The sequence below is a fragment of the Agromyces rhizosphaerae genome (assembly GCF_027925245.1).
In the GTDB taxonomy this organism is placed as follows: Bacteria; Actinomycetota; Actinomycetes; order Actinomycetales; family Microbacteriaceae; genus Agromyces; species Agromyces rhizosphaerae.
In genome coordinates this window covers 1,598,537-1,614,749 of record NZ_BSDP01000001.1, presented here as the reverse complement: position 1 = coordinate 1,614,749, position 16,213 = coordinate 1,598,537, and the positions used below count along the sequence as shown (strand labels likewise).

The 16,213-nt window shown below is 69.9% G+C and carries 15 protein-coding genes; 6 read left to right on the top strand and 9 right to left on the bottom strand.

The features are described 5' to 3' along the window. The 7 genes from QMG39_RS07560 to QMG39_RS07530 form a co-directional block, all read right to left on the bottom strand. Positions 1 to 441, bottom strand: a complete 441-nt coding sequence (locus QMG39_RS07560; protein ID WP_281883653.1) for a hypothetical protein — start codon at positions 439 to 441, stop codon at positions 1 to 3. A gap of 94 nt (positions 442 to 535) precedes the next feature. Then, a complete protein-coding gene (dnaB, locus tag QMG39_RS07555) occupies positions 536 to 1,912 on the bottom strand; it encodes a replicative DNA helicase (RefSeq protein ID WP_281883652.1) in 1,377 nt (458 codons plus the stop codon). A 561-nt stretch (positions 1,913 to 2,473) separates the two neighbouring features. Then, positions 2,474 to 2,923 (bottom strand): 50S ribosomal protein L9, encoded by a 450-nt coding sequence (gene rplI / locus QMG39_RS07550; RefSeq protein WP_281883650.1) that lies wholly within the window; start codon positions 2,921 to 2,923, stop codon positions 2,474 to 2,476. Between the two features lie 17 nt (positions 2,924 to 2,940). Next, positions 2,941 to 3,195 (bottom strand): 30S ribosomal protein S18, encoded by a 255-nt coding sequence (rpsR, locus tag QMG39_RS07545; protein ID WP_281883648.1) that lies wholly within the window; start codon positions 3,193 to 3,195, stop codon positions 2,941 to 2,943. Between the two features lie 77 nt (positions 3,196 to 3,272). Continuing rightward, a complete protein-coding gene (locus tag QMG39_RS07540; protein WP_281883646.1) occupies positions 3,273 to 3,788 on the bottom strand; it encodes a single-stranded DNA-binding protein in 516 nt (171 codons plus the stop codon). Positions 3,789 to 3,792: 4 nt separating this feature from the next. After that, complete coding sequence (gene rpsF, locus QMG39_RS07535; RefSeq protein ID WP_281883644.1) at positions 3,793 to 4,164, bottom strand: 30S ribosomal protein S6; 372 nt, start codon at positions 4,162 to 4,164, stop codon at positions 3,793 to 3,795. Between the two features lie 167 nt (positions 4,165 to 4,331). Then, positions 4,332 to 5,765, bottom strand: coding sequence for a CCA tRNA nucleotidyltransferase (locus QMG39_RS07530; RefSeq protein ID WP_281883642.1), 1,434 nt, complete (start codon positions 5,763 to 5,765; stop codon positions 4,332 to 4,334). A gap of 120 nt (positions 5,766 to 5,885) precedes the next feature. Between QMG39_RS07530 and QMG39_RS07525 the strand changes: the two genes are divergently transcribed. From QMG39_RS07525 to QMG39_RS07500, 6 genes are all read left to right on the top strand, one after another. Then, positions 5,886 to 8,162 carry a DUF6049 family protein gene (locus QMG39_RS07525; protein WP_281883640.1) on the top strand — a complete coding sequence of 759 codons (2,277 nt, stop codon included), beginning with the start codon at positions 5,886 to 5,888 and terminating at the stop codon, positions 8,160 to 8,162. Then, positions 8,149 to 9,771, top strand: coding sequence for a murein biosynthesis integral membrane protein MurJ (gene murJ / locus QMG39_RS07520; protein ID WP_281883638.1), 1,623 nt, complete (start codon positions 8,149 to 8,151; stop codon positions 9,769 to 9,771). The genes QMG39_RS07525 and murJ overlap by 14 nt, the downstream gene beginning before the upstream one ends. Before the next feature lie 123 nt (positions 9,772 to 9,894). Next, a complete protein-coding gene (trxB, locus tag QMG39_RS07515) occupies positions 9,895 to 10,866 on the top strand; it encodes a thioredoxin-disulfide reductase (RefSeq protein WP_281883636.1) in 972 nt (323 codons plus the stop codon). Between the two features lie 50 nt (positions 10,867 to 10,916). Beyond that, the gene (gene trxA / locus QMG39_RS07510) at positions 10,917 to 11,240 is read left to right on the top strand and encodes a thioredoxin (RefSeq protein ID WP_281883634.1); all 324 of its coding nucleotides are present in this window, start codon (positions 10,917 to 10,919) and stop codon (positions 11,238 to 11,240) included. Positions 11,241 to 11,382: 142 nt separating this feature from the next. Further along, positions 11,383 to 12,720: an aminotransferase-like domain-containing protein gene (locus QMG39_RS07505; RefSeq protein ID WP_373878314.1), complete on the top strand. Its 1,338-nt coding sequence runs from the start codon at positions 11,383 to 11,385 to the stop codon at positions 12,718 to 12,720. 23 nt (positions 12,721 to 12,743) lie between these two features. Further along, positions 12,744 to 13,706, top strand: a complete 963-nt coding sequence (locus tag QMG39_RS07500; protein WP_281883632.1) for a D-alanine--D-alanine ligase family protein — start codon at positions 12,744 to 12,746, stop codon at positions 13,704 to 13,706. Positions 13,707 to 13,813: 107 nt separating this feature from the next. Here the strand turns inward: QMG39_RS07500 and QMG39_RS07495 are convergent, their stop codons facing one another. Both QMG39_RS07495 and QMG39_RS07490 read right to left on the bottom strand, forming a co-directional pair. After that, positions 13,814 to 14,803, bottom strand: coding sequence for a ParB/RepB/Spo0J family partition protein (locus QMG39_RS07495; RefSeq protein ID WP_281883630.1), 990 nt, complete (start codon positions 14,801 to 14,803; stop codon positions 13,814 to 13,816). Beyond that, entirely contained in the window at positions 14,803 to 15,738 is a 936-nt protein-coding gene (locus QMG39_RS07490; protein WP_281887202.1) for a ParA family protein, read from the bottom strand. Before QMG39_RS07490 ends, QMG39_RS07495 begins: the two co-directional genes overlap by 1 nt. Positions 15,739 to 16,213 lie beyond the last annotated feature (475 nt).

Below are 16,213 nucleotides of genomic sequence, written 5' to 3'. Positions count from 1 at the left end.
TCATCCGGCCCACGACTCGAGGTCTTCCCGCTGGCGGAGCAGTTCACGGCGCGATCCGTACTCGTGAATGAGGACCTCGAGGGCTCGCAGGGTCTGCCGGCGACCCGCCTCGTCGATGTTGCCGGTCAGGCGCAGGACGGTGAAGCCGGCGCCGACGACGATCGTCGCTGCGTCAATCGGTCCTCCAGGTTCAGGGATGCCCGGCCGCGCTTCGGCATCGAGCTCGGCGACGATGTCTGCGAAGCCGCTCTGCTCTGCCAGGTCGGCGAGGGTGGTGCCGGTGTCGAGTTCACCGCGTCGCTCGGCCCACTCGGCGAGGAGGTCCCAGCCCTCGTCGGTTCCGAAGGGAGCGAATTCACCGGCGGGGTCGTCGTAGATCGGGTCCGTGAAGTGAGCCGCGAACGCCGGGGCTGCCGGCGGTAGGCCTTCGTACTCCGTCATCAGGTCCTCCGATTTCGCTCGTGAGTACTGAAGCTTCCCACGGAGGATGACTGGGCATGCCGCGATTCCACAGCATCGGACGACCCGTACCGCGCTACGCCTGCACCATGTCCGCGAAGCGCGAGAAGTGGCCGTGGAAGGCCACGGTCACGGTGCGGGTCGGACCGTTGCGGTGCTTGGCGACGATGAGGTCGGCCTCGCCGGCGCGAGGGTTGTCGCGCTCGTAGGCGCTCTCGCGGTGGAGCAGGATCACCATGTCGGCGTCCTGCTCGATCGAGCCCGACTCGCGCAGGTCGCTCAGCGCCGGCAGCTTGTCGGCGCGCTGCTCGGGACCACGGTTGAGCTGCGAGAGCGCGATGACGGGCACCTGGAGCTCCTTGGCGAGCAGCTTCAGCGCGCGCGAGAACTCCGAGACCTCCTGCTGGCGGCTCTCGACGCGCTTGCCGCTCGTCATGAGCTGCAGGTAGTCGATCACGACCATCTTGAGGCCGACGCGCTGCTTCAGGCGCCGGCACTTCGCGCGGATCTCGACCAGCGTCATGTTGGGGGAGTCGTCGATGTAGAGCGGCGCGTCGTTGATGCGGCCGCGGGTCGAGGCGATGGTGGTCCAGTCGCGGCTGTCGACGGTGCCCTTGCGCATGGACTGCAGGGGCACGGATGCCTCGGCCGAGAGCAGTCGCATGGCGATCTCCGACTTGCCCATCTCGAGTGAGAAGAAGATCGTGGGCAGGTCGTTGTGGATCGATGCCGACCGGGCGAAGTCGAGCGCGAGCGTCGACTTGCCGAGCGCGGGACGCGCGGCGACGATGATCATCTGGCCGGGGTGGAAGCCGTTCGTCAGGTCGTCGAGGTCGGCGAAGCCGGTGGGCACGCCGGTCATCTTGCCGTCGGTGTGCTTGGCCGCCTCGATCTCGTCGATCGCGACCGTGACCGCCTCCGTGAGCGGCACGTAGTCCTCGCTCTCGACGCTGCCGGTGACCGAGTAGATCTCCGACTGGGCGACGTTCACCAGATCGGTGACCTCGCCCTCGCCGGCGTAGCCCATCTGCACGATTCGGGTGCCGGCCTCGACGAGACGGCGCAGCATCGCGCGCTCGGCGACGATCTCGGCGTAGAAGCCGGCGTTCGCGGCGGTCGGCACGAGGCTGGTGAGGGTGTGGAGGTACTCGGCGCCGCCGGCGCGGCCGAGCTCGCCCGTCTTGGTGAGCTCGTCGGTGACCGCGATGACGTCGGTCGGCTCGCCGTGCGAGTAGAGCGAGAGGATCGCGTCGAAGACGACCTCGTGCTTCGGCACGTAGAAGTCGGGGCCGCGGAGGGTCTCGATGACGTCGGCGACCGCGTCCTTCGAGAGCATCATGCCGCCGAGCGCGCTCTGCTCGGCGAGGAGGTCGTGCGGGGGAGTGCGCTCGGGAGCCGGACGGGCCGCACCCTGATCACGGGGTTCGGCGATGTCCAGGTGAGCGATCGTCACTCCCGGCCCTCCTCGATGTCGTGTTGTGTCCGGGTGACGCGGGTGATGCGTCACTTCCAGTGGTAGCGGCGACCGCCGACATAGGGGGCCAAGCAGTGCGGCCGGTCCCCCATCCGGCGACGGAGATTCACCCTAGGGACGCACTCACGCCGGCCACAAGCCGCCCTGTGGATAACGCTGGGGAGAACTTGGGCGAAACGCCGGGCGTCGTGTGCAAAGGGTGTGGGGAAACCTGTGGAGAACGAGAAAATTTGGGCGACTAAATCTGCCTTGACCAGCGCTTTTGATTTCCCACACCTGTGTGGAGAAGAAATGTCTGGACTGTGACTTGAGGGTTACGAACTGTTGGTGGGCTGTGCACAAATGCGCGCGCGAATACGTCCGAGCGCTCTTGTGGAGAGCGCTTTCGAGGTGTAGGTATGACGACCTTCGCGCGCCCGCACCGCCTCGATACCGGGCCCGTATCGACCACCGCGCGCACGTGCGCGCACGCGCGCGCAGACGACGAGGCGGCGAGCCGGATCACCCGGCCCGCCGCCTCGTTCGTATCGTGCGTTCGCGCTACTTCGCGGCGATCACCTGGAGGGTGACGGTCGCGAAGACCTCGTCGCGCAGCTTCACGCTGGCCTCGTACTCGCCGATCGACTTGATCGTCGGGAGCGTGACCTTGCGCTTGTCGACCTCGCCGAGGCCGGCAGCCGACACGGCGGCAGCGACGTCGGCGGACTTCACGGAGCCGAACAGACGACCACCGTTGCCGGCCTTGACGGCCAGCTTCACCTTGGTCGACTCGAGCGAGGCCTTGAGGGCCTGCGCGTCCTCGAGCGAGTGCAGCTCGTGCGCGGCGCGCGCGGCCTTGATCTGCTCGACCTGCTTCTCGCCACCACGGGTCCACGGCGTCGCGTAGCCCTTCGGGACGAGGTAGTTGCGTGCGTAGCCGTTCTTGACCTCGACCACGTCACCAGCGGTACCGAGGCCGTTGACCTCGTGCGTCAGGATGACCTTTGCCATTGTTCCCGGCCTCCTTCTCAGCGACCCGAGCCCGCGTACGGCAGCAGGGCCATCTCGCGTGCGTTCTTCACGGCACGGGCGATGAGGCGCTGCTCCTGCACGGAGACACCGGTGATACGACGGGCGCGGATCTTGCCGCGCTCCGAGACGAACTTGCGGAGGGTGGCGACATCCTTGTAGTCGATGACGCCGACCTTGATCGACTTCGCGGGGGCCGCGTTCTTCGGGCCCTTCCCGCGCTTGCGGCGGTCGCCGCTGCTCTTTCCAGCCATTGCTGTTTCCTTACCTGGGAGAAATACGTTGTGTTGAGCGGATGCCTCGTGGCGGGGCATCCGACCGGCCGTGCGGCCTAGAAGGGCGTCTCGTCGCCGTAGTTGGTGCCCGGCGTGTTCCAGACGTCACCCGAGGATGCGGCAGGCGCGCTCGGCGCCCACGCGTCGTCGGAGGAGGAGGAGTTGCCGCCCCCGCCGCCGTAGCTGCCGCCGCGACCGCCACCGCTCGACTGCGCGCGCGTGACCTGTGCGGTCGCGTAGCGCAGGCTCGGGCCGATCTCGTCGATCTCGAGCTCGATGGCGGTGCGCTTCTCACCCTCGCGGGTCTCGTACGAGCGCTGCTTGAGACGGCCCTGGGCGATGACCCGGGAACCCTTGGTCAGCGAACCCGCGACGTGCTCGGCGAAGTCTCGCCAGCAGCTCGCACGCAGGAACAGTGCTTCACCGTCCTTCCACTCGTTCGCCTGTCGGTCGAACGTGCGGGGGGTTGATGCGATGGTGAAGTTGGCGACCGCGAGGCCAGACTGCGTGTAGCGCAGCTCCGGGTCAGCCGTGAGGTTGCCCACAACGGTGATGATCGTGTCGCCTGCCATGGGACTAGGCGTCCTTCTTCGCTGCCCGAGCTGCCTTCTTGGCGGCGCGCTCCTCGTCGGCCTTCTTCGCGGCGGCGACCTGTGCGATCGCCTCCTCCGCGCGGAGGACCTTGGTGCGCATGACGGCCTCGCTGAGGTTCAGCTGGCGGTCGAGCTCGTTGGTCGTGGCCGACTCGGCGGTGAAGTCGACGACGGCGTAGATGCCCTCCGACTTCTTGTCGATCTCGTAGGCCAGGCGACGCTTGCCCCAGATGTCGACGTTGTCGACGGTGCCGCCATCCGCGCGGATGACGTTGAGGAACTTGTCGAGGCTGGGAGCAACGGTGCGCTCGTCGATCGCGGGATCGAGGATCACCATCAACTCGTACTGGTGCATGACAGACCCACCTCCTTCGGACTCAGCGGTCACAGACGTTCTGTGACAGGAGGGTGTACATGCGTCATCGTGCGGAGGCCCGGAATCGGGCGCGCAGACAACCGGTCTAGTGTAACGGATGCCCGGTCGTGCCGCCATTCGGCCGGGGAAGCGGATGCGACGGGGCGTCAGCCCGCGCTGCGGGCGGCCCACCACTCGAGCAGGCGTTCGCGCGCGGCATCCGGGCCGATGGGTCCCTCGTCGAGCCGCAGCTCGAGCAGGAAGCGGTACGCCTCGCCGACCTCGCGGCCCGGAGGGATGCCGAGCGCGGCCTGGATCTCGTTGCCGTCGAGCTCGGGGCGCACCGCGGCGAGCTCCTCCTCCTCGGCGAGCACGGCGATGCGCTCCTCGAGGTCGTCGTAGGCGAAGCCGAGCCGATCGGCCTTGCGGCGGTTGCGCGTGGTGACGTCGGCGCGGGTCAGGATGTGCAGGCGCTCGAGCTGGTCGCCGGCGTCGCGCACGTACCGGCGCACGGCCGAGTCCGTCCAGGCGGCATCCGCGTACCCGAAGAACCGCAGGTGCAGCTCGATCAGCCGGCCGACCGCGTCGATGGTGTCGTTGTCGAACCGCAGGGCGCGCAGTCGCTTGCGCGCGAGCTTCGCACCGATCACGTCGTGGTGGTGGAAGGAGACCGCGCCGCCCGGCTCCAGCCGGCGGGTCTTGGGCTTGCCGATGTCGTGCAGCAGTGCCGCGAGCCGCATGACCAGATCGGGGGAGTCGAGGTTGCCGCGCGCGACCTCGTAGTCGATCGCCTGGTCGAGCACGGTGAGCGAATGCTCGTAGACGTCCTTGTGATGGTGGTGCTCGTCCACCTCGAGTCGCAGTGCCGGCACCTCGGGCAGCACACGGTCGGCCAGGCCGGTGTCGACGAGCAGGCGGATGCCCGGCCGCGGCGCATCCGTGAGCAGCAGCTTCGCGAGCTCGTCGCGCACGCGCTCGGCCGAGATGCGCTCGATCGCCCCGGCGAGCTCGCTCATGGCCGCGAGCGTGCCGGGTTCCACGTGAAACCCGAGTTGCGACGCGAATCTCGCCGCCCGGAGCATCCGCAGCGGATCGTCGCCGAACGACCGCTCCGGCGCGGACGGCGTGCGCAGGGTCTGCGCGAGGAGGTCCTCGACGCCGCCCGACGGGTCCACCAGCTCGAGCTTCGGCAGCCGCAGCGCGAGCGCGTTCACCGTGAAGTCCCGGCGCGCGAGGTCATCCTCGAGCGAGTCGCCGAACACGACCTCGGGCTTGCGGCTCTCCCCGTCGTAGGCGTCCGTGCGGTAGGTCGTGATCTCGACCTGCTCGCCGGCGATCTTCGCGCCGATCGTGCCGAAGCGCCGACCGATGTCCCAGTGCGCCTGGGCGATCGGCGCGATGATCCCGAGGATCTGGTCGGGGGTGGCATCCGTCGTGAAGTCGAGGTCGTTCGTGCCCCGGTCGAGGAACGCGTCGCGCACCGGCCCGCCCACCAGGGCGAGTTCGTGCCCGGCGGCGTCGAACGCCGCCGAGAGGCGCGAGACGGTCGGCGACGCGGCCAGGTCGCCCAGCCTGGCGAGGGCTGCCGCGACACTCTGCATGGGCACCATCGTACGGCTCGGGAGGCGCAGCACCCGCGCGGTCTCGGGGCGGCGCGGGTCCCGGCCGGTGTTCCACGAGCGCGCACGGGTCGCGGAGGCCGACACCGTAGAATCTCGTGCATGGCGGCCGAGGCGATTCCTGAGCGACGCCTGCGCCGACTCCTCGCCGTCAGTTCCGTCGCCGCACTGACGGCCGGGCTGTTCGCGGGTGCATCCGCCACAGCGCCCGCCCATGCGGCGGAGGTCGAGGGCGTCACGATGATCGTCGGTCCCTCGGGTTCGCCGCTGATCACCGATGTGGGCGACACCACCTCGTTCACGGTGGAGACCTCGAACGCCTCGGGCCGGTTCCTCGATGACGTGGAGGTCGTCGTGAGCGTCGGCGTCCGCTCGGTCGGGTCCACCGATGCGCTCGAGGAGTGGCTGGCCGGTCCGTCCGCGGTGCCGTCGGGCACCGAGCTCGGCCGGGCGGCCATCGGCTCCCTGTCGACCGGCGGCACCGTCACGACCCGGGTCGACGTCGACACCGCGGACCTCGAGCGCTCCGCGACGACCGTGCTTCCCGTCTTCGTCGAGCTCGAGGACGAGGGCGAGACCATCTCGTGGGCGACCGGCGTGGCGGTCTGGGGCGCGGGCGACGACATCGGCTCGGTCTCCCTCGCCATGGCCGCCCCGATCACCGTGCCGTCGCAGGATTCCGGCCTGTACTCGGCCGAACTCCTGGAGGCGTGGACCAGCCCGCTGGGCATGCTGACCCGCCGCCTCGACGGGCTCGCCGGCAGCGAGGTCGCGCTCGCGATCGATCCGGCGATCATCGCCTCGATCAGGGTGCTGGGGGCGGATGCACCGGAGAGCGCGGTCGCCTGGCTCGACCGCCTGGCGAGCCTGACGAACGAGACATTCCCGCTCGCGTATGCGGACGCCGACCTCGCGGTCCAGTCGCAGGCGGGGCTCTCCTCGCCGCTGCAGCCGCTGACGTTCGACGACGTGGCCGACGCGGATTCCCTCCTGCCGAACGAGACCGCGACGCCCGAGGCATCCGATGCCGCCGGGACGCCCGCGGCCACCGAGGAGCCCGCGGCGACCGAGGAGCCGGAGACGGAGGACGACGCCACGGCGGGCGGTGACGTCACCTCCGCGGTGCTCGACTTCCCGTACACGCGCACCGACATCGCGTGGCCGGCCGACGACACGCTCGCCGAGGGCGACCTCGCGTTCCTCGACGACGCGGGCCTCACCACCGCGATCGTCGCCGGCACCAACGTGCGGGCGGGCGATGGGCCCGCTCCCGGCGCTGCGGCCTCGATCAGCGGGTCGGCGGCCGTCGTGTCCGAGGCCGGCGTGACCGACGCGCTGCGCGCCGCCGAGTCGGCGACGTCCGGTGCGGAGTGGTCGGCCGCGAATGCCCGCCTCGCAGCGGTGCTCGCGCTCGTCGCCGCGGACGGCGGGTCGTCGGAGCGCACGCTCCTGGCCACGTTCGACCGCACGCAGCCGGTCGCGGCCGACCGGGTCCGCACCGCGCTCACCACGATCGCCGACCTCCCGTGGACGGAACAGGCGACGCTGTCGGAGGCGATCGGCGCCCCCCGCTCCACGCGCACCCTCGCTGCCACGCCCGAAGCGGCGGAGCGCGTCGACCGGGTGCGATCCATGGCCGCCGAGGACGGCGAGATCGCCGAGTTCGCCTCCGTGCTGGATGACCCCGCGCAGCTCACGTCGGGGCACCGTCGCGACCTGCTCGCCCAACTGTCTGCGGGATGGCTGTACGAACCGACCGGATGGGATGCCTCGTCGACGGAGTTCATCCGGTTCACGAACGAGGTGCTCGACGCGGTGAGCATCGTGCCCAGCAGCGAGTTCACCGTCATCTCGCGCGAGTCGGGCATCCTCGTCACCATCGAGAACGACCTGCCGCACCCGGTGAACGTGGTCATCTCTGTCGACCCGTCGAACGGCCGCCTGCTGGTGGACGGTCCGGTGGAGGCGACGGTGGAGCCGGACTCGCGCGGCACGTACACGATCCCCGTGCAGGCGGGCGTCGGCAACGGCGCGGTGGCCCTGCTGGTCTCGCTCGCGTCGCCGACCGGCGTGCCGGTCGGCACGACCGTGCGCTACGGCGCCAACGTGCAGGCCGACTGGGAGGGCATCGGGGCCGCCGTCCTGGGCGGCGCGCTGTTCGTGCTGTTCGCACTCGGCTTCTGGCGCATCGTCCGGCGACGTCGGCACGAGCGGGCCGCCGCGGCGGGCGGCGATGACACGGCGGCGGACGACGCGACCGGGGCCGGGGGCGCATCCCGCGGCGACGAGCCGTCCTCGGTCGACGCCGACCCCGCCGGTTCGGCGACGGATGCCCCGGGTGGCATGGATTCGGACGGAGGCACCGATGGCGGGCGGTGACATCGGGCGCGCGAGCATGTTCCTCGCGTCCGGGACTGTGGTCTCGCGGCTCCTCGGGTTCGTGCGCTCGATCGTGCTCGCTGCGGCGATCGGCCTGGTCGGGTCGGCGAGCGCCGACGCGTTCGCGGTTGCCAACCAGCTCCCCAACACCGTCTACACGATCGTGGCCGGGGGCGTGCTGACGGCCGTGCTCGTGCCGCAGATCGTGCGCGCGGGGCTCCAGGCCGACGGCGGCGCCGCGTACATCAACAAGCTGCTCACGATCGCGCTCGTGATCCTGGCCGCGGCGACCCTCGTCGCCACGCTCGCCGCGCCGCTGCTGACCTTGCTCTACGGCACGCAGCTCGATCCCGACACGCTCGCCCTCGCGACCGCGTTCGCCTGGTGGTGCCTGCCGCAGATCTTCTTCTACGGCCTGTACACGCTGCTCGGCGAGGTGCTCAACGCGCGGAAGAGCTTCGGCCCGTACACCTGGTCGCCGGTGCTGAACAACGTCGTCGCGCTGGCGGGGCTCGCCGCCGTCATGATCGTGTACGGCGCCGACCCCGACGGCACCCGCGACCCCGGCTCGTGGACGCCCGACATGATCGCGCTGCTCGGCGGCACCGCGACGCTCGGCGTCGCCGCCCAGGCGCTGGTGCTGTTCTGGTTCTGGCGCCGCGTGGGCCTGCGGTACCGGCCCGACTTCCGCTGGCGCGGCGTCGGGCTCGGCGACGCGGGGCGCATGGCGAGCTGGACGTTCGGGATGCTGCTGCTCACGACGTTCGCCGGCATCGTGCAGACGAACGTCGCGGGCATCGCGTCCGACTCCGCGGCATCCGTCGCCACCCTCGCGCCCGCGTGGCTCATCTTCATGCTGCCGCACTCGGTCATCGCCGTGTCGATCGGCACCGCCTACTTCACCCGCATGAGCGAGCACGCGGCGGCAGGGGACACCGTGCGCCTGCGCGATGACATCGGCAGTGCGATCCGGGGCGTCGGGCTGCTCATGGTCGTCTCCGCCGGGATCATGATCGTCTGCGCCTATCCCATGGCCGCGGTGTTCGCGCCCGGGAACTTCGCCAGCGTCTCCGCGTTCGGCAACGTGATCATCGGCTACCTCATCGGCCTCGTGCCCTTCAGCACGCTGTTCCTCGTGCAACGCTCGTTCTACGCGCTCGGCGACACCCGCACGCCCTTCTTCTTCACGCTGTTCCAGGTCGTGCTGTTCGTCGGGCTCGCGATCTCCTGCGCGGCCCTCCCCGTCGACCTCATCGCCGTCGGCATCGCCGTGTCGACCTCGATCGCCGGCACGGCCCAGCTGGTGCTCGCACTCGTCCTGCTCCGGCGGCGCCTGGGCCAGCTCGGCTTCCGCGCTGTGGTGGTGAGCTTCATCCGCGACTCCGTCGCCATCGTGCCCGCGGTGCTCCTCGGCGTCGTCCTGCTGATCTGGCTCGGCGGCACCACCGACGGCGGGTTCGCCGTCGACAGCCGACTGGGCGCGATCGTCTCGATGGTCGCGATCGGGCTCGCGATGGGCCTGCTGTACCTCGCCGGGCTCTGGGTGCTGCGCTCGCCGGAGCTCCGCACGTTCGCCGCGCCGGTGATCTCACGCCTGCGTCGTCGCTGACCCGCCCGGGCGCTGTTCACCGTCCGTACAGCCGCACGGAATACCCTGTACCGACACCGTGTTGACGGTGGAGCGGCTCAGATCGGGCCGCAGCACCATGAGCAGCGAACCGAGGAGCAACGAGTGCGCGACGTCATCATCATCGGCTCCGGCCCAGCCGGATTCACCGCGGCGATCTACGCCGCGCGTGCGGAACTGAAGCCGATGCTGGTCGCCAGCTCGGTCGAGGTGGGCGGCGAGCTCATGAACACGACCGAGGTCGAGAACTTCCCGGGCTTCCCCGAGGGCATCATGGGCCCGGAGCTGATGGGCAAGATGCAGGCCCAGGCCGAGCGGTTCGGCACCGAGGTCGTCTACGACGACGTCGTGAAGCTCGAGCTCGACGGCGACGTCAAGCGCGTGACGCTGGGAACCGGCGACGTGCACGAGGCGCGCACCGTCATCTACGCGACGGGTTCCGCGTACCGCAAGCTCGGCCTCCCCGAGGAGGACCGACTCTCCGGTCACGGACTCTCGTGGTGCGCGACCTGCGACGGCTTCTTCTTCAAGGAGAAGGAGATCGCCGTGGTCGGCGGCGGCGACTCGGCGATGGAGGAGGCGACCTTCCTCACCCGCTTCGCCTCGAAGGTGTACATCATCCACCGCCGCGAGGAGCTGCGCGCGTCGAAGATCATGCAGCAGCGTGCCTTCGACGACCCGAAGATCGAGTTCATCTGGAACGCGGAGATCGCCGCGATCCAGGGCACCGACGCCGTGACCGGCGTGACCCTTCGCGACACCGTGTCGGGCGACGAGCGCGAGCTGCCCCTGCAGGGCCTCTTCGTCGCGATCGGCAACGACCCGCGCGTCCACCTGGTGCACGGCCAGCTCGACCTCACCACCGAGGGCACCGTCGCGGTGCAGGGCCGCTCGTCGAAGACGTCGGTCCCCGGCGTGTTCGCCGCCGGTGACGTGCTCGACCCCACCTACCGCCAGGCGGTCACCGCGGCCGGCTCCGGCACCGTGGCGGCGCTCGACGCCGAGCACTACCTCGCCGCACGCGCCGATGCGGCGGGCGAGTCCGACCCCGAGACGGCGTTCGCCGTCGCCAACTGACCTCGGCGAGGCATCCGCCCGCCGTTCTTCACCATCTGAGGAGTTCCCCCATGACTGCACGTTCGGTCGACCAGTCCAGCTTCGAGCAGGAGGTCATCAACAACGAGAAGACCGTCATGGTCGACTTCTGGGCGGAGTGGTGCGGTCCGTGCCGTGCCGTCAGCCCGATCCTCGACCAGATCGCCACCGAGCACGCCGAGAAGCTCGACATCGTCAAGCTCAACGTCGACGAGAACCCCGAGCTGGCGATGAAGTACCAGATCACCTCCATCCCCGCGATGAAGGTGTTCCAGCAGGGCGAGGTCGTGAAGACCGTCATCGGCGCCAAGCCGAAGCCCGTGCTCGAGGCCGACCTCGCCGCCTACATCGCGTAGCCGGCCCGTTCGCGAACCCACGACCCGCCCGGCACCGACCGGGCGGGTCGTTCGCGTCTCGGCACCGGCGCGGGCCACCGGCGCCGGATCGGCCGTGTCATCCGGCCACCACGCCCGAATACGATGAACTCGACGAGTAGGAATGGAAGACGAGACTGTGACTCCCGAGGGCCTCCCGAAGCGCACCGGCAACAACCTGGACCCGTGGTACCACCACTACGCGGCCCGAGCCGCCGGGCTCAGCGCCTCGGAGGTGCGCGCGCTCTTCGCCGTGGCCTCGCGCCCCGAGGTCGTCTCACTCGCCGGCGGCATGCCGTTCGTGTCGGCACTGCCCGACGAGTTCGTCATGGGTTCGCTCGAACGCGTGATGCGCGAACGCGGACCCGTCGCGCTGCAGTACGGATCCGGCCAGGGCACCGAGTCGATCCGCGAGCACATCCTCGAGATCATGGCCATCGAGGGAATCGAGGCGACGCTCGACAACCTCGTGGTCACCACGGGTTCGCAGCAGGCGCTCGACCTGGTGGCCAAGCTGTTCCTCGACCCGGGCGACGTGGTGCTGGCGGAGGCGCCGAGCTACGTCGGCGCGCTGGGAGTCTTCCGTTCGTACGAGGCGGAGACCGTGCATATGGCCGTGGACGAGCACGGGCTCGTCCCCGCGGCGCTGCAGGAGACGATCGATCGGCTCACCGCCGAGGGACGACGGATCAAGCTGCTGTACACGATCCCGAACTTCCAGAACCCGTCGGGCGTCACGATGTCCGCCGAGCGTCGCGCCGAGGTGCTTCAGATCTGCCGTGCGAACGAGATCCTCGTCGTCGAGGACAACCCGTACGGCCTGCTCTGGTTCGACCGGCCCGCGCCGGATGCGATCCGTTCGCTCGACGAGGACGGCGTGATCTACCTCGGGTCCTTCTCCAAGACGCTGGCTCCCGGGTTCAGGGTCGGGTGGGCGCTCGCACCGCACGCCATCCGCGAGAAGCTGATCCTCGCGAACGAGTCGGCGATCCTCTCGCCGAGCGTCTTCAGCCAGCTCGTGATCGCCGAGTACCTCGAGCAGGTCGACTGGCGCACGCAGATCGACACCTTCCGCGGGCTCTACCGCGAGCGGAAGGAGGCGATGCTCGAGGCACTCGAGGACCACCTGCCCGAGCTGAGCTGGACCAATCCCAACGGCGGCTTCTTCGTCTGGCTCGACCTGCCGCCGGAACTCGACTCCAAGGCGATGCTGCCCCGCGCCGTGCGTGAGCTCGTCGCCTACACGCCCGGTACCGCGTTCTTCGACGACGGGGGCGGTCGCCACAACATCCGGCTGTCGTTCTGCTATCCGACCCCCGAGAGCATCCGGCTCGGAGTCCGACGACTCGCGAACGTCGTCGGCGGCGAGCTCGACCTGCTCACCACCTTCGCCGGCACCGGCTCGCTGCAGTTCGACGATCGCGTGCGCCGCACCTCGACCCCGCCATCCAACCTCGCCTGACCCGACGGGAGAACCACACGACCATGCCCGACGCACCCGCACTCGACATCGTCGTCCTCGCCGGCGGCATCTCCCACGAACGCGACGTCTCGCTGCGCTCGGGCCGGAGGGTCGCCGACGGACTCGCCTCGGAGGGACACCGCGTGACCCTGCGAGAGCCGGATGCCACCCTGCTGCCGTTCCTCGCCGAGCACCGTCCCGACGTGGTGTGGCCCGCCCTGCATGGCGCGAGCGGTGAGGACGGCGCGCTTCGCGGGCTGCTCGACGCGCTCGGGCTGCCGTACGTGGGTGCCCGGTCGAACGCATCCGGACTCGCCTGGCAGAAGCCGGTCGCGAAGACCGTCGTGCAGGCGGCGGGCGTCGCGACCCCGGACTGGATCACCGTCACGCGCGATGCGTTCCGGGAACTCGGGGCATCGAGCGTGCTCGACGCGGTACTGCACCGGCTCGCCACTCCCGTGGTCGTCAAGCCCGCGTCGGGCGGCTCCGCCCAGGGTGTCTCCCTCGTCGACGAGCGCGGCTCGCTGCCGCGGGCGCTCGTCGACGCGTTCACGTACTCGGAACTGGCGATCATCGAGCGTCGCATCATCGGCACCGAGGTGTCGGTGAGCGTGGTCGACACCGGCGACGGCCCGGTGGCCCTGCCGCTCGTCGAGATCGAGCCGATCTCGGGCGACTACAGCTTCGAGGCGCGGTACAACGCGGGGGAGACGGTGTTCTATACGCCCGCACGGCTCGAGGAGTCCCTCGCGGCGACGGTGGCCGATGCTGGCCTCGCCGCCCACGCCGTGCTCGGCCTGCGGCACATCTCGCGCGTCGACTTCATCGTCGACGAGGCCGGCACCCCGTGGTTCCTCGAGGCGAACGTGCTGCCCGGTCTCACCGAGACGTCGCTGCTCCCGCAGGCCATCGATGCGGCCGGGCTGCGCCCGGGAACGGTCTACGCCGATCTCGCGCGGAAGGCGATGGCCGACGGGACCGACTGAGTCGAGCCGGGTCCACCGGCCCCGGGCTCACGGAGCACCGGTCTCACGCGCTCCGGCTGCCGCGCGGTGGAGGCCACTCACGGGCGACGCGCGACAGCCGCACTCGGTCAGCCGTTCGCGCTGAACCCGTCGTCGTCGCCGAGTTCCGCGAGAATCCTGTTGAGATCCTGGATGGTCGCGAAATCTATGCTGATCTGGCCTTTTCGTGCACCGAGCGACACCTTCACGCGGGTGTTCAGCCGGTCACCCAGCCGGCCGGCGACCTCGTCGAGGTAGTGCTGGCGGCGGCCCGCGGACGGCTTGGCCCGGGACGGCTTCGGCGACGTCGACGCCGCGGCCTCGGCGGCACGGACCGAGAGGTCCTCGTTGACGATCTTCTCCGCGAGACGTTCCATCCCCTCGGGATCACCCACCGAGAGGATGGCACGGGCGTGCCCGGCCGAGAGCACCCCGGAGGCGACGCGAACCTGGACCTGCTCCGGCAGCTTCAGCAGCCGGAGCGTGTTGGAGATCTGCGGACGCGAGCGACCGATCCGGCTGGCGAGCTCCTCCTGGGTGATGCCGAAGTCAGCCAGCAGCTGCTGGTACGCCGACGCCTCCTCGAGGGGGTTCAGCTCGGAGCGGTGGAGGTTCTCGAGCAGCGCGTCGCGGAGCATCGCGTCATTCGCCGTGTCCTTGACCACCGCCGGGATCGTGTCGAGCCCGGCCTCCTTGGTCGCGCGGAGTCGACGTTCACCCATGACCAGTTCGTAGGTGCCCGGGGTGTCCGGATGCGGACGCACGACGATCGGCTGGAGCACGCCGAACTCGCGAACGCTGTGCACGAGTTCGGCCAGGTCGTCCGGGTCGAAGACGCTGCGCGGCTGACTCGCGTTCGGCACGATGCTGCTCGGATCAAGCTGCACGAGCCGTGCGCCGGGAACCGAGACGAGCCCGTCCGTCGCCGGAACCGACTGATCCACAGAAGCGGGTCCGGTGGTGGCCTGTGCCTCACCGGGGAAGAAGACATCGACGGGACGCTGCTCGCGGGGTGCGTCGTCACCGGTGGGGATCAGGGCGCCGATGCCGCGGCCGAGCCCGGTACGCTTCGTGGCCACTAGTTCGCCCTCTCGATGACGGGTGCCCCGCGGACAGCCATCTCTGCTGCCGCTTCACGATACGAGAGCGATCCCGTCGACGAGTAGTCGTACGCGATGACGCTCTGGCCGTAGCTCGGAGCCTCGGAGACGCGCACCGAGCGCGGGATGATCGTGCTCAGGACCTGGGTGGGGAAGTGGTCGCGCACGTCCTGTGCGACCTGCTGTGCGAGGTTCGTCCGCGAGTCGTACATCGTCAGCAGGATGGTCGAGACCCGGAGCGCGGGGTTGAGGTGACGCTCGATGAGCTCGATGTTCCGCAGCAGCTGCGAGAGCCCCTCGAGGGCGTAGTACTCGCACTGGATGGGGATGAGCACCTCGCTCGCCGCGACGAACGCGTTGATCGTGAGGAGTCCGAGCGACGGCGGGCAATCGATGAAGACGTAGTCGTAGTGGTCGTCGACGGACCCGAGGAACGCCTGAAGTGCGCGCTGGAGGCGCTGCTCGCGGGCGACGAGCGAGACGAGCTCGATCTCCGCGCCGGCGAGGTCGATCGTCGCCGGGACGCACTGGAGATTGTCGTGCTCGGTCGTCTGCTGCACGACCTCCTCGAGCGACGCATCGTTCACGAGTGCGTCGTAGACGCTGGCGGTTCCCGGCTGGTGCTCGACTCCCAGTGCGGTCGATGCGTTGCCCTGGGGGTCCAAATCGACGACCAGTACCCGGGATCCCGTGCGGGCGAGCGCCGCGGCGATGTTCACCGCGGTGGTGGTCTTGCCCACGCCGCCCTTCTGGTTCGAGATGGTGATGACGCGAGTTCGATCCGGCTTCGGCAGCACCTGGGACTCGAGTGCGGCACGACGGCGCGTCTCCTCCGCGAGCTGCTCTGCGAGGGGGGCGCCCGCCGATGTTCCACGTGAAACGGTCGACGGCTGTTCGGCTCGCGCAGCGAGGATGCGCTGCGTCAGGTCGTTCGTGCTGATCTCGGCTCCGGTCTCGGGCGGTCGGGCAGGGTAGTTGTCGTGCAACGTCGGCAGCGGTTCCTCGTGCAGTGCGGCTGCCGTAGCTGCATCCCAATCGATCACGCGCCGGGTGGGGAGCTCGGACGACGGGGGAGTGGCCGCGACGGTCGGGTCCGTCGCGCCAGCATCCGATGCTACCTCTTCGGAAGGACCACCCGACTCCGCAGGCCCTGCGCCCGTGGAGACATCCGCCGGAGGCGACTCGGCGGCCGCATCGCCGTCGATCTCGGCGGGACGATCGGAGTCGGCGGCGGCGTCCGCCTGCGTGACCGCGCCGTCGGTATCGGGCACCGTGTCGGCGGCACCGAGGTCCTCAGCGTCGCCCGATTCCACGCTGGTCGCCGAGACGGGGGGCTGCGTGGCGGCCTCGGGCGCTGGCTCCGTCTGCGGTGGGGAGGGCGCGTAGCGC

What these genes read in the sequence shown, in the direction of transcription:
- QMG39_RS07560 (WP_281883653.1), bottom strand. Translation starts at nt 441, where the DNA reads ATGACGGAGTACGAAGGCCTACCGCCGGCAGCCCCGGCGTTCGCGGCT.
- rplI (WP_281883650.1), bottom strand. Translation starts at nt 2,923, where the DNA reads ATGGCAAAGGTCATCCTGACGCACGAGGTCAACGGCCTCGGTACCGCT.
- rpsR (WP_281883648.1), bottom strand. Translation starts at nt 3,195, where the DNA reads ATGGCTGGAAAGAGCAGCGGCGACCGCCGCAAGCGCGGGAAGGGCCCG.
- QMG39_RS07540 (WP_281883646.1), bottom strand. Translation starts at nt 3,788, where the DNA reads ATGGCAGGCGACACGATCATCACCGTTGTGGGCAACCTCACGGCTGAC.
- rpsF (WP_281883644.1), bottom strand. Translation starts at nt 4,164, where the DNA reads ATGCACCAGTACGAGTTGATGGTGATCCTCGATCCCGCGATCGACGAG.
- QMG39_RS07530 (WP_281883642.1), bottom strand. Translation starts at nt 5,765, where the DNA reads ATGCAGAGTGTCGCGGCAGCCCTCGCCAGGCTGGGCGACCTGGCCGCG.
- QMG39_RS07525 (WP_281883640.1), top strand. Translation starts at nt 5,886, where the DNA reads ATGGCGGCCGAGGCGATTCCTGAGCGACGCCTGCGCCGACTCCTCGCC.
- murJ (WP_281883638.1), top strand. Translation starts at nt 8,149, where the DNA reads ATGGCGGGCGGTGACATCGGGCGCGCGAGCATGTTCCTCGCGTCCGGG.
- trxA (WP_281883634.1), top strand. Translation starts at nt 10,917, where the DNA reads ATGACTGCACGTTCGGTCGACCAGTCCAGCTTCGAGCAGGAGGTCATC.
- QMG39_RS07505 (WP_373878314.1), top strand. Translation starts at nt 11,383, where the DNA reads ATGGAAGACGAGACTGTGACTCCCGAGGGCCTCCCGAAGCGCACCGGC.
- QMG39_RS07500 (WP_281883632.1), top strand. Translation starts at nt 12,744, where the DNA reads ATGCCCGACGCACCCGCACTCGACATCGTCGTCCTCGCCGGCGGCATC.